The sequence below is a fragment of the Arthrobacter sp. SPT-J7 genome, assembly GCF_059089965.1.
This window is the reverse complement of sequence record NZ_JBNHFF010000081.1, coordinates 1-12,800: the sequence shown is the minus strand read 5'-3', so window position 1 is coordinate 12,800 and position 12,800 is coordinate 1. Positions and strand designations below refer to the sequence as shown.

Annotated in this window: 10 protein-coding genes and 2 pseudogenes; 6 read left to right on the top strand and 6 right to left on the bottom strand. The window is 64.5% G+C overall.

Annotation, left to right across the window (positions count from 1 at the left end; genetic code table 11):
• The 3 genes from AC5RWX_RS23915 to AC5RWX_RS23905 form a co-directional block, all read right to left on the bottom strand.
• A partial coding sequence (locus AC5RWX_RS23915) for an alanine racemase (protein ID WP_494098784.1) occupies positions 1-286 on the bottom strand: 286 nt, incomplete at its 3' end.
• A 57-nt stretch (positions 287-343) separates the two neighbouring features.
• Positions 344-1,093 carry a ThuA domain-containing protein gene (locus tag AC5RWX_RS23910; RefSeq protein ID WP_494098783.1) on the bottom strand — a complete coding sequence of 250 codons (750 nt, stop codon included), beginning with the start codon at positions 1,091-1,093 and terminating at the stop codon, positions 344-346.
• Positions 1,093-2,226: a Gfo/Idh/MocA family protein gene (locus tag AC5RWX_RS23905; protein ID WP_494098782.1), complete on the bottom strand. Its 1,134-nt coding sequence runs from the start codon at positions 2,224-2,226 to the stop codon at positions 1,093-1,095. Before AC5RWX_RS23905 ends, AC5RWX_RS23910 begins: the two co-directional genes overlap by 1 nt.
• A 397-nt stretch (positions 2,227-2,623) precedes the next feature.
• Between AC5RWX_RS23905 and AC5RWX_RS23900 the strand changes: the two genes are divergently transcribed.
• Complete coding sequence (locus AC5RWX_RS23900; RefSeq protein WP_494098781.1) at positions 2,624-3,913, top strand: ammonium transporter; 1,290 nt, start codon at positions 2,624-2,626, stop codon at positions 3,911-3,913.
• A 140-nt stretch (positions 3,914-4,053) separates the two neighbouring features.
• Here AC5RWX_RS23900 and AC5RWX_RS23895 read toward each other — a convergent pair whose 3' ends face one another.
• Both AC5RWX_RS23895 and AC5RWX_RS23890 read right to left on the bottom strand, forming a co-directional pair.
• Positions 4,054-5,046: a glycoside hydrolase family protein gene (locus AC5RWX_RS23895; RefSeq protein ID WP_494098780.1), complete on the bottom strand. Its 993-nt coding sequence runs from the start codon at positions 5,044-5,046 to the stop codon at positions 4,054-4,056.
• 187 nt (positions 5,047-5,233) lie between these two features.
• Complete coding sequence (locus AC5RWX_RS23890) at positions 5,234-8,707, bottom strand: DEAD/DEAH box helicase (RefSeq protein ID WP_494098779.1); 3,474 nt, start codon at positions 8,705-8,707, stop codon at positions 5,234-5,236.
• Positions 8,708-8,838: 131 nt separating this feature from the next.
• On the opposite strand from AC5RWX_RS23890, the pseudogene AC5RWX_RS23885 reads away from it, so the two are divergent.
• Both AC5RWX_RS23885 and AC5RWX_RS23880 read left to right on the top strand, forming a co-directional pair.
• A pseudogene (locus AC5RWX_RS23885) lies at positions 8,839-9,042 on the top strand (LacI family transcriptional regulator); the annotation flags it as partial.
• Between the two features lie 209 nt (positions 9,043-9,251).
• The gene (locus AC5RWX_RS23880) at positions 9,252-10,118 is read left to right on the top strand and encodes a DMP19 family protein (RefSeq protein ID WP_494098778.1); all 867 of its coding nucleotides are present in this window, start codon (positions 9,252-9,254) and stop codon (positions 10,116-10,118) included.
• Between the two features lie 34 nt (positions 10,119-10,152).
• On the opposite strand, the gene AC5RWX_RS23875 is transcribed toward AC5RWX_RS23880, so the two are convergent.
• Positions 10,153-10,746 (bottom strand): DUF5655 domain-containing protein, encoded by a 594-nt coding sequence (locus AC5RWX_RS23875; RefSeq protein ID WP_494098777.1) that lies wholly within the window; start codon positions 10,744-10,746, stop codon positions 10,153-10,155.
• 193 nt (positions 10,747-10,939) lie between these two features.
• Here AC5RWX_RS23875 and AC5RWX_RS23870 point away from each other — a divergent pair, with 193 nt between their 5' ends.
• The 3 genes and pseudogenes from AC5RWX_RS23870 to AC5RWX_RS23860 form a co-directional block, all read left to right on the top strand.
• Entirely contained in the window at positions 10,940-11,632 is a 693-nt protein-coding gene (locus AC5RWX_RS23870) for a protein tyrosine phosphatase (protein WP_494098776.1), read from the top strand.
• A 222-nt stretch (positions 11,633-11,854) separates the two neighbouring features.
• A complete protein-coding gene (locus AC5RWX_RS23865; protein ID WP_494098775.1) occupies positions 11,855-12,433 on the top strand; it encodes an RNA polymerase sigma factor in 579 nt (192 codons plus the stop codon).
• A pseudogene (locus tag AC5RWX_RS23860) lies at positions 12,426-12,800 on the top strand (hypothetical protein); the annotation flags it as partial. The gene AC5RWX_RS23865 and the pseudogene AC5RWX_RS23860, both read left to right, overlap by 8 nt.

Below are 12,800 nucleotides of genomic sequence, written 5' to 3'. Positions count from 1 at the left end.
GGCGTTCGGCCTTCCGGGGCGAAATCCACAGCGGGTAGGCAATGAAGATGTTGTCCACACCCCGCGCCGCAAACACCTCCGCCTCGCCGATGGTTGCCACTGTCAGGCCTGCAGCACCAGCGGCCAGCTGCCGGCCTGCGATTTCGGGGATCTTGTGGGTCTTCGCGTGGGGGCGCAGGGCCAGGCCCTTTGCCTCGACGGCCTGGGCCATCCTGGCGATGTTCCGATCCAGGACATCTACGTCCACCATGATTTCCGGCGTATTAATTTCGGTGGGAATCGTCATGTTCCCTGCATCCCCCGGTTCAGGAGCTAAACAGAGCTGTTGCAGCCTGCGAGAATCCTAGGCTTCCTCGAACCAGCCGCTGGCAGGGTTGGTCACTTCCGGAATCGAACGGTCCAGCTCCGGCTGGGCGGCCCAGCGCACCCCGTTGGCCAGGACCCGCTGAATCTGCGGGTGGTGGTACACAGGGTATTCCTGGTCGCCGGGGCTGAAGTAGAAGATGCGGCCCTTGCCCCGGGTGAAGGTGACGCCGGAACGGAACACCTCGCCGCCCGCAAAGGAGCTGATGAAGATCAGGTCGTCCGGGTCCGGAATGTCGAACAGTTCCCCGTACATCTCCTGCTCGGGGATAACGATGGGGCTGTCCACGCCTTCGGCAATGGGATGCGACGGCTTCACGGTCCAAACCAGCTCGCGCTCGCCGTCGTTCCGCCAGGCGAGTGAGCAGCTGGTGCCCAGCAGCTTGGTGAACACCTTGGCGAAGTGCCCCGAGTGGAGGACGATCAGCCCCATTCCGCCCAGGACGTGACGGTGGACGCGTTCGACGACGGCGTCGCTCACCTCGTGGTGGGCCATGTGTCCCCACCAGAGCAGGACGTCCGTCTCGGCAAGAACCTCCTCGTCAAGGCCGTGTTCATCGTCGGTGGCCAGGACCGCCGTCGTGATCTCTGCCTCGGGGTAATAGGAACGGAGTCCTGCGGCGATGGCGCCGTGGATGCCGTCAGGGTAGATCTCCCCGATGTGGGACGGCTCGTTGATGGCTTCGTGGACGCCCTCGTTCCAGACCCGGATCCTTACTTTGCCGTTCATTAAAGACGAACCTCCTTTTGCTCCCGTGCAGACTGGTAGCACGCGTCGATGATCTGTGCCCGGTAAAGCGCCAGGGATCCATCGTGCTCACCCCAGACATCCTTGCCGCCGCGCACCGCCGCCACGAAGTCTTCCACAACTCCATCATGCGCGCGGCCGGGCAATACCGGCGGCACGAAATCCGCGCTCTCGCCGTCCTTTTCCGTGAATACCCGAAGCTGGCCTACGGGCGGAAACGGCGCGCCCTGCACCTTGAGTTCGGCGCCGCCGTCCGTCCCGTAGACCGTGAAGTCCAGGAGGTCGTCCGTTTCCCGGTAGGTGGCCCAGCTCGCCTCGATCAGCAGGGTCCCGCCGCCTTCAAGCCGGAGGAATGCGGACGCGAAGTCTTCCACCTCGAAAGCGTGGCTGGAGGCGAGGGCTGAATAAGCGCTGCCGCCGCCCCGCCCCTGTGGGCCCAGCTCCGAGTGGGTGGCGGCGGAAACGGCCACCACTTTGGGCTCGCCGAGAAGATGCAGTGCGTAGTCCAGCGCGTGGACGCCGATGTCTGCCAGCGGTCCGCCGCCAGCGAGTTCGGGATTGGTGAACCAGCTGCCCAGCGTGGGGATGCCGGAGCGGCGCAGCCAGGATGCCTTGGCGTAGTACGGCCGGCCGAGCCCGCCGTCGTCAATCACACCCTTCAGCGCCTGGATGTCGCCGCGGCGGCGGTGGTTGAAGGCGACGTCCAGGACGCGTCCTGCCTTGCGCGCGGCGTCCACCATGGCCTGCCCCTCGGTGGCGTTACGCGCGATCGGCTTCTCGCTCAGCACGTGTATTCCGCGTTCCAGGGCGGCCACGGCAATGGGTGCGTGCAGGAAGGTAGGCACTGCCACGCTGATCGCGTCCAGATCGCCCTGCTCCAGCATGTCTTTCCAGTCCGCGAAGGCATTGGGAATGGAATATTCAGCCTGCAGGGAGTCGCGGAGTTCCTGCTCCATCCCTGCCAGGGACACGATGCGGACCCCTGGCAGCGAATCGTAGGCCTTGAGGTGCTGTTGGCCCGCCCAGCCAATGCCCACGACGCCCACCCTCAGTTCTTTTACAGGTTCATTCTCCAAGGGAGCGGCGCGCTGCGCTGAGGGCTGGTCCTGGTTCACTGATCTTCCTTATCTTTTGGATGCGGGGGAAGGATTCGAAGCTGCCGTGCCGGTGCCGTACGTTGCTGCAGCGGGTTCTCAACAGCATAGCTGCCGGCCACTTAAGGGGCTTGGAACTGCGGCTTCAACACAACCGAAAACGGGCGTTGCAGCACCACGTGCAGGGTGGTGGGATGTTTGGCTGCCGCTATCAGTGGGACGGCTGAAACTCGCGGGTGAATGACTGAAACCATCATTTAACGAAACGGAAACCTGCCCCAAAATTGCAGCCATACAGTTGGAGCACGACGGCAAAAGCTTCCCTCAGCTGAAGGTGGCACTGACTCCGCGTCCCTCCTCCGGAGTGGCTTCAACGGGCTGTTTCCGTTCTCTCTTCGCATTACGAAAGGGGTTTCCCATGGATTCGGGAAATGTCGCTTGGATTCTGGCCAGCTCCGCGCTGGTTTGTTTGATGATCCCCGCCCTGGCACTTTTTTATGGGGGCATGGTGGGATCCCGCCGCATACTGAACATGATGATGATGTGTTTCGGCGGCGCCAGCCTGGTGGCCGTCCTCTGGGCGCTCTTTGGTTACTCAATGGCCTTTGGAAACTCGGTTGGGGGCCTGGGACTCATCGGGGACGTCACCGAATTCCCGGGCATGGCGCAGCTGCTTCCCGCGGACGAGGGCGCTTCCATTCCGGTGATCCTGTTCGCCGCGTTCCAGCTGTTCTTCGCCTGCGTCACCACTGCCTTGGTGGCCGGAGCCGCAGCCGGGCGGATGACGTTCGGCGCCTGGATGCTGTTCGCAGGCATCTGGGCGACCATTGTCTATTTCCCCATCGCGCACTGGGTGTTCGCCTTCTCCGCCGCTGACGGCAGTGTCACCGGCGGCTGGATCGCCAGCGGCATCAAGGCCATCGACTTCGCCGGTGGAACCGCTGTGCACATGAACGCCGGCGCCGCTGCCCTGGCGTTGGCACTCGTCCTGGGCAAGAGCTCAGGCTGGCCCAAGGTGGAACACGCAAAGCCGCACAGCCGGCCGCTGGTGCTCATCGGCGCCGGACTGCTGTGGGTGGGCTGGTTCGGGTTCAACGCCGGCTCCGCACTTTCCGCCGGCCAGTCGGCGTCGGTGGTTCTCCTGAACACAGCTGTTGCTGCATCGGCGGGCCTACTCGCCTGGGCACTCGTCGAGCGCCTTCGCCGCGGGGCAGCCACCAGCATGGGTGCGGCGTCCGGCCTGATCTCGGCACTGGTCGCCATCACCCCTGCCTGTGGTGCCGTCAGCCCTCTCGGCGCGGTGGCCATCGGTGCCATTGCCGGGGCCGTCTGCTCCCTGGCCATCGAGCTGAAGTTCCGCCTGGGCTATGACGATTCGCTCGACGTCGTAGGTGTCCACCTGGTGGGCGGCATCCTCGGCACCCTGCTGATCGGCCTGTTTGCTACCGACGCCGCACCGAACGCCGTCAACGGACTGTTCTACGGCGGCGGTGCCGAACAGCTCGGTATCCAGTCGCTGGCCACTGTCACGGTGCTGGCTTACTCGTTCGGCATCACCTGGATTCTGGCGAAGATCCTGGACAAGACCATTGGACTGCGCATTAAGCCGGAAGACGAGATGCGGGGCATCGACCTCGCCGCCCACTCGGAGCTGGCGTACCTGACGGATGAAGATCCGGTGGAGCTCGGCTCCCCGCAGCGGACCTGACGGGTACTTGAAAAGTCCGGGCGGGGCGCCCGGAGTACGTTCAGGCAGAGGGCCAAACCTTGGACCGGTGCCGGCAGCAGCCGGCTTATAGTTCCAGGGTTTGGCCCTTTGCCATGTTTCGGCACGCTTAGTATCCCTGCTTAGTGCTCGATGCAGAGCAGGTTGCCCTCGCGGACTTCCAAGACCGCCGCCCGGACATGGCTGAGGCGTGTTTTGGGGTCAGGTTCCATGGTGTCGATGTCTTCACCGCCCCAATGCGGGTGGGTGAAGTAGACCAGCAAGGCGCGTTCCGTCCCGTCTTCCTTGGCTGCGAGGGGAACCACGTCAGCATGGCGTCCGACGACGGGCCTTCGGTCCACGTGCTCCGGTCGCGTCAGGATGAGCCCGCCCAGGTGTTCCTGCCGGATCCAGTTACCGTCGGCGTCGTCCGACCGATAGATCGCTTGGCCTCGCCATTCGTCCACGATCATCCAGTAGGTCCCGGCGATCTGGAAGACCTTGGGCCCTTCATGTGGACGGCCGGGGATGGTGAGTCCTTCAAGAACCCACGACGACGGGTCCTGCGGCCTGTCGCTGACCGCGCTGTAGGTATTGGAGCCGCGGGCTTCGTCCTTGTACCAGAGGCGGTAGCGGCCATCCCCGCAGAGGGCGACGGCGGCATCGATGACCCGCGGCGAATCCAGGTCGACTGCCCCGAGGTACTCCCACGTCACGAGATCGTGGCTGGCAAACTGGACGATGGAAGCACTGCCGGTCCAGTCCGTCCGCACCCCGCCGAGGACAGTCAGGTACATAATCCACTGATCGCCGATTCTTACGACGTCGGGAGCCCAAAGAGTAGCGGGCTGTTCCGTTCCTGGAGGCACCAGTCCGTCCACGGTGCCCTGGTAGCTCCAGCTTTGTCCGCCGTCGGACGATCTCGCTACGCCGATGGCGGTGCCGTGCACCCATTCGACACCGGTCAGCCCGGCCGCGGCGGCGCGCCGCTGGGTATAAAACAGTACCCACTCGCCAGTGCGGTGGTCCGGAACCAGGACCGGGTCGGTAGGGCCGTCCCAGGCGGGGTCGCGGTAGGGAGTCCTGAAGGCGTCCGGACGCAGTGGAGTCAGGGCACTTGGTTCCCGTTGTGACACGCGCTTCTCCAACGTTGTAGTTTTCAGTTTAGTGTCCAGCATAGGCGGTATGCATGAAGCGCTAATGCGGCAGCGCTGCGCAAATTCCCTGGCGCTACCCAACATCCGGGGCGTTACGCAGATTTCACCTGCACCAAGGATTTTGCGGGTCGACGGACCGTCAACGTTGCCGGAAAAGCAGCGTGCACTACTCCTGGAACAGCCCCGCCAGGTCTTCGGCCGTGATGGCGCCACCGGCCAAGGCGTCACCTTCCATGACGTCGGCGAACAGTTGCGACTTCCGGGCCTTGAGCGCCATGACCTTCTCCTCGATGGTGTCCTTGGCGACGAGCCGGTAGACCATCACGTTTCGGGCCTGCCCAATCCGGTGGGTCCGGTCCACGGCCTGGGCCTCGGACGCCGGGTTCCACCAGGGATCCAGCAGGAACACGTAATCGGCCTCGGTGAGGTTCAATCCAAATCCGCCGGCCTTCAGCGAAATCAGGAACACCGGAGCAGTGCCGTTCTTGAACTCGCTAACCACGTCGGCACGGTTGCGGGTGCCGCCGTCGAGGTAGCAGTACTCGATCTTTTCCTCGTCCAGCCGTTCCCGGACCTTGCCCAGGAACCCGGTGAACTGGCTGAAGATCAGGGCCCGGTGGCCTTCCGCAACCAAGTCCTCAAGTTGCTCGAACAGCACGTCGAGTTTGCTCGAGCGCACTGACGAAAGGGTTGGATCCACAAGTGAGGCGTCCAGGCTGAGCTGCCGCAACAGGGTCAGCGACTGGAAGATGGTAAAGCGGTTCTTGTTGACGTCCTTCATCAGGCCCAGGATCTTCTGCCGTTCACGCTGCAGGTGCGTCTGGTACACCTTCTGGTGGCGCGGGTTGAGCACAACTTCCAGGATCTGCTCCTGCTTCGGCGGCAGGTCCTTAATGACCTGGTCCTTGGTGCGTCGCATCATCAGCGGACGGACGCGACGGCGCAGCTTGTCCAGTTGCCCTTTGTCGCCGTTTTTCTCCACGGGCTTCTGGTAGTACTCGGCGAAACGCTTGGGACTGGAAAACAGCCCCGGCGCAACTATTGAGGTGAGCGCCCAGAATTCCATGAGGTTGTTCTCCAGCGGCGTGCCCGTGATGGCCAGTTTGAAGGCCGCCGGCAGTTTACGGGCGCACTGGTACGCCTTGGACTGGTGGTTCTTCACAAACTGGGCCTCGTCGAGCACCAGGCCGGACCATTCACGCGAGGCGTAGGCGTCGTAGTCGATGCGGAACAGGGCGTAGGAGGTGATCACGATGTCGGCCCCGGCCAATGCGGCAGCCACGTCCTGCCCGCTCTTTGCGAATGTCTCACCGACCGCCTGGACCTTCAACCCGGGAGCGAACCGCACTGCTTCCAGGGCCCAGTTGCCCACAACACTGGTGGGGGCCACCACCAAAAAGGGAGCGACGGCGTCGGGCGTTGAAGCGTCTGCTGCCGCCAGCGCCAGTTCCTTCGCCGCGCACATCAGGGCAAGGGCCTGCACAGTCTTGCCGAGGCCCATGTCGTCCGCAAGGATCCCGCCCAGGCTGTGCCGGTACAGGAAGGTCAGCCAGTTAAAGCCCTCCAGCTGGTAGGGCCGCAGCTCCGCGTTCAGGGTGGCAGGCAGCTGCAGGCCGTCCACGCCGCCTTCCAGCAGACCGCCAACAGCTGAGCGCCAGGCCGCTGCCTGCTCGTCCACGATCCCCAGCTGGGCCAGCTCGTCCCACAGTCCTGCCTGGAACCGGCTGATTTGCAGGGGCGCGTCCTTGTTGTCCTGCAGTGAGCGGGCCTCTTCGATCAACGCCCGCAGTTGGTGCAGTTCGGGCAGGTCCAGCGAAAAGTATGCGCCGCTGGGCAGCAGCATCTTGGTTTGTCCCGCGGCAAGCGCTGAGAACACCGCGGCGAAGGACACCGGCTGGCCTTCGAGGGTGATCTGGATGCCGAGGTCGAACCAGTCGCGCTGCTCAGTGGCTTTGGTCGAGATGGAAACCACCGGCGCTTCCTCAGCTTCGCGGTAGTCGGCGATGTCGCCCACGGTGTCGACGTCAACGTCCGGAGCCTGGCGCAGGCGGGGCAGCACTTCCTCCGTGAACGCGAGCGTGTCCAGGCCCTTCAGCTCCACGGACGCTGCGAGCCGGGGGGTGCCCCAGCCGCCGGTGGCGGATTCACCCAATGCCGGAACTGCGTCCCATGGCCGGCCGATGCCTTCAAGGATGCGCGCTTCGGCGGTGTCGTCGCGGTAGCCGTGGTCGCCGGGGTGCCGCCACAGCGGTTGGGCAGTGACCAGGTTTCCCGTTTTGTAGTGCCATTCCCAATGCAGCCGCACCCGGTGGTCAGCACCGTAGTTCGCCAGCAGGGAGAGTGTGGGGACAGCCAGGGTGGGCAGCTCAACGGACTCGTCGCGGGCAGTGACCCGGGCCGTCTGCTTCAGCTTGGGGTAGAAGCCGGTGAGGAAGCGTGACTCGTCCTTGGCCGGAATGTGGAGGGTGCTGCCCGCAGTCACGAACGACAGCAGTTCCTCGCTTAGGCCGCTTTCCAGTGGCGCCAGCGTGATGACCGGGTCACCTGCCTGCGCCTCGCCCACCCCGGGCAAGGCTTCGCCCGGCAACGCCCCGCCGGACGTGACAAAAATTCCATGTGCCGGCCGGCCGATAGTCCCGATCGACGCCGGATCCACCTCGACTCCCTCAACGGTGACGGTGGGCGCAAGCTCCAGCCCGCCGTCGGACGCCATGCTGTGCCGGGGTGCGGCGGTGGTGCCCGGCCCCGCAGCGGAAGGGTCAGCGACGGGAGAGCCGTAACGGCCCAGGTTAAGGCCGACGGCGGCGGGGGACTCAGCGAGCCGCACCGGCTCGCTGCCACGCGAGTGGACCAGCGCCAGGCCGATCTTCTTGGCGTCGACCAGCAGGCTCCAAAGGTTCTTTCCCGAGTAGGTGTTCAGTCCCAGCCAGAGGCCGGAGGAGTTGTGCATGCGGCTGGCCGAGGCGGAGTGGGCGGCCAGGAACTCCTGCATCCACTCCACGTGCGATTCATTGCACTCGCGCCGGAAATTCAGGTAGCTCAGGGTGTTCCAGGAGACGTCGCCGCGGATCCACTTGCCCTTGGCCCCCATGATCACCGGACGGGCTTTGAGCTGGCGCACGCTGCGGAGCGGATCCCGGCGGCCTGTGTAGGAAAAGTGCGGCGCCGGCTCCTCGATCTCGAACTGGAGGGCCAGCGGGACGCCGTTGCTGGACGGAGCGGCGCCGGGCTGGGAGATCAGCGGGCTGAGGGCGCGTTCCCAGTCAGAAACGGCGCCGGATGGTTCGCGCGATACCTGGGTGGCGGTGGCCGGTGAAAGCAGCTGGACGCGGGTGGCCGGGTTGTCCTCGGCGGCGAAGAGCAGTGCCGCCACGTGCTTGCAGTCCTTCCGGACAGGGCAGCTGCACACACCCACGGTGCAGCTCCAGCCGCCACCCTTGCGGACCAGCTTGGCGGTGGTGGAATAGGGCAGGTCAGCGCCGCCGCGGACCTTGCCCAGCATGAGCCCGGTTGCGGCGTCGAATGAAATAGCGGAGACGCGGCTTCCCATGGCGTAAGCGAGCCCGGCCGCCAGGGAACGGTCGTTAATGGCGGGGGTCTGTATTGCCAGTGCCGCACTTTCGTCCGGTTGGGATGGCATGGTGCGCGCTACTTTCAGCAGGCCACGGCGGGGCCGGGGCCGGTGGTTGGTTATCTGATCCATCTTAGTTGGCCCGCGGGGGAGGGCGTGCCGCCGTTTTTTCGAGGGTGGAAGGCATGGCCGGATCAACTCAGTACGGGGCCGTAAGCGACGATGAGAGGGAGCGCGTGCTGGCGGCGGCGGAAGAGCTGAACCGCCGGCCCAACGAACTTGCGCGGAACATGAACACGGGGGAATTGAACACCATTGGCGTGGTGGTGGGCGACATCGAAAATCCGCGCTTTGGTTTCGTCACCAAGGGCATCACCGACACTGCGAAAAAGAGCGGCTACAACGATACCTGGCACCTGCTGGTCAAACGGGGATCTGTTGGTGCGCGGCCCGGGGTAGCTTTCCCGGCTGATGCCGGGTAACGCCCTTCCGCTACCATACCGGTCCCACAAACTTCGCCGGACGTTCACTTCCCCCTCAACGCCTTGAAGGAACGGCGCACGTAGCGTGAAAAGCGTACGAGCACCACCCGCTAACAGCCGTGAGGATTGCCATGATCACCAGCCAGCAGCCCGTCGTCCTGACCAGCAGCAGCATCGATTCCAGCGACGAGGACGTCGTGGAGGCTAACGTCAGCATTGTGGACGCGATGCACACCGCCCTGCTCCGCGCCGAAGAGATGTCCCCCGTAGCCGTCCGCGGCTACTACGTGGACTTTTACCTCACGCAGGCGCTGGAGGGCGGCTTCGCGCAGTACGTTTTCACCGCCGTCGACCGGGCCGAAACGGACAGGCTGATCCGTGAAGGCATGGCAGGGATGGGTGCCGACGCCCACCTTGACCTGTTCAACCGTACAGTGGCGGCTTACGACGACCTGTCCGAAGAAGACGAGGAGCACTACCTCGACGGCGGCCTGGATGAGTCAGAGGAAAGGCCCGACGGCGTTCTCCGCATGGAGGAGCTCGACGGCGAGTTTGAGGAGCTGCTGGAGCGGGAGAATATCACTGCGCTCAACGCCGCTTGGCTACGGGGCCAGGCCGACCTGCTGGTGCTGGACGACGAGGAAATCGGCGCGTACATCGAGCGGCTTGTTGCGCAGATCCCTGACTTGCCGGAGCGCCTGGCCCAGGCTGATGCCGAGGCCTTGGAAGACGCCCCGGACTTCGAAATCATCATCCGCGAACTTTGCAGCATTGCCGGATATGAGCTGATCAAGATCACCATGGGCGACCCCAACTATGTCTATGGCGCTAAGAAGACCCTTGCCTGGCGCTTTTCCACCGACCACGGCGACTTCCTAATGGTCGAGGAGGACGACGAGGCTTTTATGATCAACCCCGAAACACAGGAAATCGTTGCCGCCGTGGAGTTCGAGGAAGCGGACGCCGATGACGCCCACGGAAAGATGGTGGACGCCTAGGATGTTTCCCCCTCTGCACCCTGCGGCAACCCGGTCAGCTGTTCTGCTCCAAAGCCACGGCCAGGATTTCCAAGAGTCCGTCATCCACCTGGTCGGCTGAGGTGAGGCGAACCTTGCGGGTGAAAGGGTCATCGGCCCGGGTCCTGACGGTTTCGATCCGGCCTTCCGCAGGGGCGTCGAGCCGGAGGGTTACGTCTACGGCAGTATTGGTGGTCCGGGTCACCTGCGCGAACTTCCGCCGGGCACTGTGGAGGGACACGTAACCCTTCCGCATCTGGATCTCCACGCCGTCGGTTGCGGACGCCCATGTCAGGAGCGCGTCCGCGATGGGCCTCAGGTGCGGGTGGTTGGCATATTGCCCGTCAATCAGTTCGTCGGCGTCACGCAGCATAAATTCCGGGTAGCCGAACATCTCCCAGGACACTGCGTATTGGGCGTACCCGGTCACCCCGAAGCTGTCGCGCATCCAGGTGCGGAGCTCGCCGTCGTTCCGGATGCCGGCGGCGCGGGCCTTCTCAACCCAGTGCGCGGTGTCTTCCCCGGTTTTCCGCAGAAGGAGGGCTTTGTTGCTGTCCACCATCGACTGCCAGGTGCTGGCCTTCTTCTGGGACTCCGGGATCGCAGGCATGCATCGATCGTAGCGCCGTCCGTTAGCCTCGCCTGCTGCTGCCCGCTGGCTGCCGCCCTGATGGCTGCTGACACGGCCGCGAGAAAGATTCTGGACACCCGTAACCTTTCCGCCTGCCCCTGCGATGTAGGAGGTGATGGGTCCGCCCGACGGACCTGAATCAAATATGTTGTCTAGGTTTTTGGAGTGTCTTATGTCGTTGTTCACCGTTCTCGCCACCAGCAAAGTTGCCGCCGGAGTACTGGCAGCCGGCACCATTGCCGTCGGCGGAACCGGCGCCGCTGCCGTTTCCGGCGCCCTCCCGGCCGAAGCACAGCAGACCGCCCACAATCTCTTCGGCGCCCCGGCTCCGCACCTGGCAGCAGAAGCCGCCACTGACGCGCAGGCAACCGCTGACGCCGCTGCCGATGCCACTACCAATGCCTCCGCTGACGCAGAAGCAGAAGCTGCAGGAGATGCCGCGGTTTCCGGCGATAACGTTGCAGCCGAGGCTTCCGTGTCCGCCGCAGCCGGTACGGCAGTTGATGCAGCCGGCGCTGCAGCCCTTGGCCTCTGCACTGCTTTCACCAACGGTGGCCTGAACGCCTCTTCCGAAGGATTTTCCTCGCTGGCTATCGCAGCGCAGGGTGAAGCAAACATCGATGGCTTCTGCACCGGCGTCGCCGCGCAGGCTGACGCTGCCGCAGAGGCAGGCGCCGCAACCGGTGGTTCCGCCGCTGTTGAGATTGAGCGTCCCGAGGTTCCTGCTGTTCCGGCGATCCCGGCTGTTCCGGGTGTCGACGGCGAGCCGGCAGTTCCGGCCGTGCCTGCAGTTCCCGAGGTTCCTGCTGCCTCCGTCGACGGCGGCAGTGCAGCTGTGGACGCCCCGTCGGTTTCGGTCCGCTAAGCGCCTTTAGCTAGTGTGTACTGCGGGAAACGGCACACGATCCGTTTCCCGCAGTACGGCAGTCCTCGATTCCAGGAGCTGCCCTTTCAGGAACATCGCCTGCCCTTGGGGAGGCCGGTCCGGAATGAAGGCCGGAATTACCTGCCGAAAGGCAGCGGGAAAGTAAGCGCAGGACCCGCAGACCGCACCGTGAACCCGGGATTGGCATTCTCTTGCTCCGGGATGGAGGAGCCGCCGGTGCTAGACACTTTGGCCCAAGAAGAGATCGACATATTCGACGACGCAGCCGGAACCGACCCGGCTGTGGTGTTCGGCGTTGCCTACCGGTCCTTCGCGGGGCCGGTGCTGGGATACCTCAAGGCACGCGGTGTCGACGATCCCGAAGCGGTAACCCAGGACGTGTTCCTGGCGTTCTTCCCGCAGATCAGCGGCCTCACCGGCGGGCTGCAAGGGGCCAAGTCACTCATCTTCTCCATTGCCCACGCCCGAATGGTGGACCACTACCGGCGGCTGGAACGCCGGCCCCAGCTGACTCCTTACGACCCGCTGGAGGACAGCCGGAGCACCCCCTCCGCAGAACACTGTGTGGTGGAGCTCAACGGCGCGGCCGCCGCCCTGCTGGACGGGCTCAGCGACGAACACCAGGAAGTGCTTGCCCTTCGCGTGGTGGCTGACCTGTCCATAGAACAGGTGGCCGGCATCATGGGCAAGAGCGAAGGGGCAATCAAGCAGCTCCAGCGCCGGGCCCTTCAAAACCTCAAGGCACAGACGCTCAAAAGAAACCAGGCAAACCATGAGTGACACTGCAGGATTCCGCCGTGACGGGTCCGTCGACCAGCTGCTGTTGGAGGCCGACTTGGACGGCGACAGCCAGCTCCGCCCCGTCCTTCTCGAGCTTCGCGCCCTGGCCTCTTATGCACCGGAGCCTTCTGCCGAGCTGCTGGCCCTGATGGCCGGAGCCAACGGGACGCTTCGGGTTGACCCTGAACCCGCCGAAAACGCGATTGCTGCACCTCCGGTTGACGAACTGGCTGCCCGCCGGAGGGCCAAGCGCCGGATCGCCCTCACTACCCTGTCCGTGGCGGTCTCCCTTGGTGCCGGCGGTGCAGTTGCCGCGGCATCCGACCAGTCCATCCGGCACTCGTTCAACCAGTTCAACCAGGCTGTC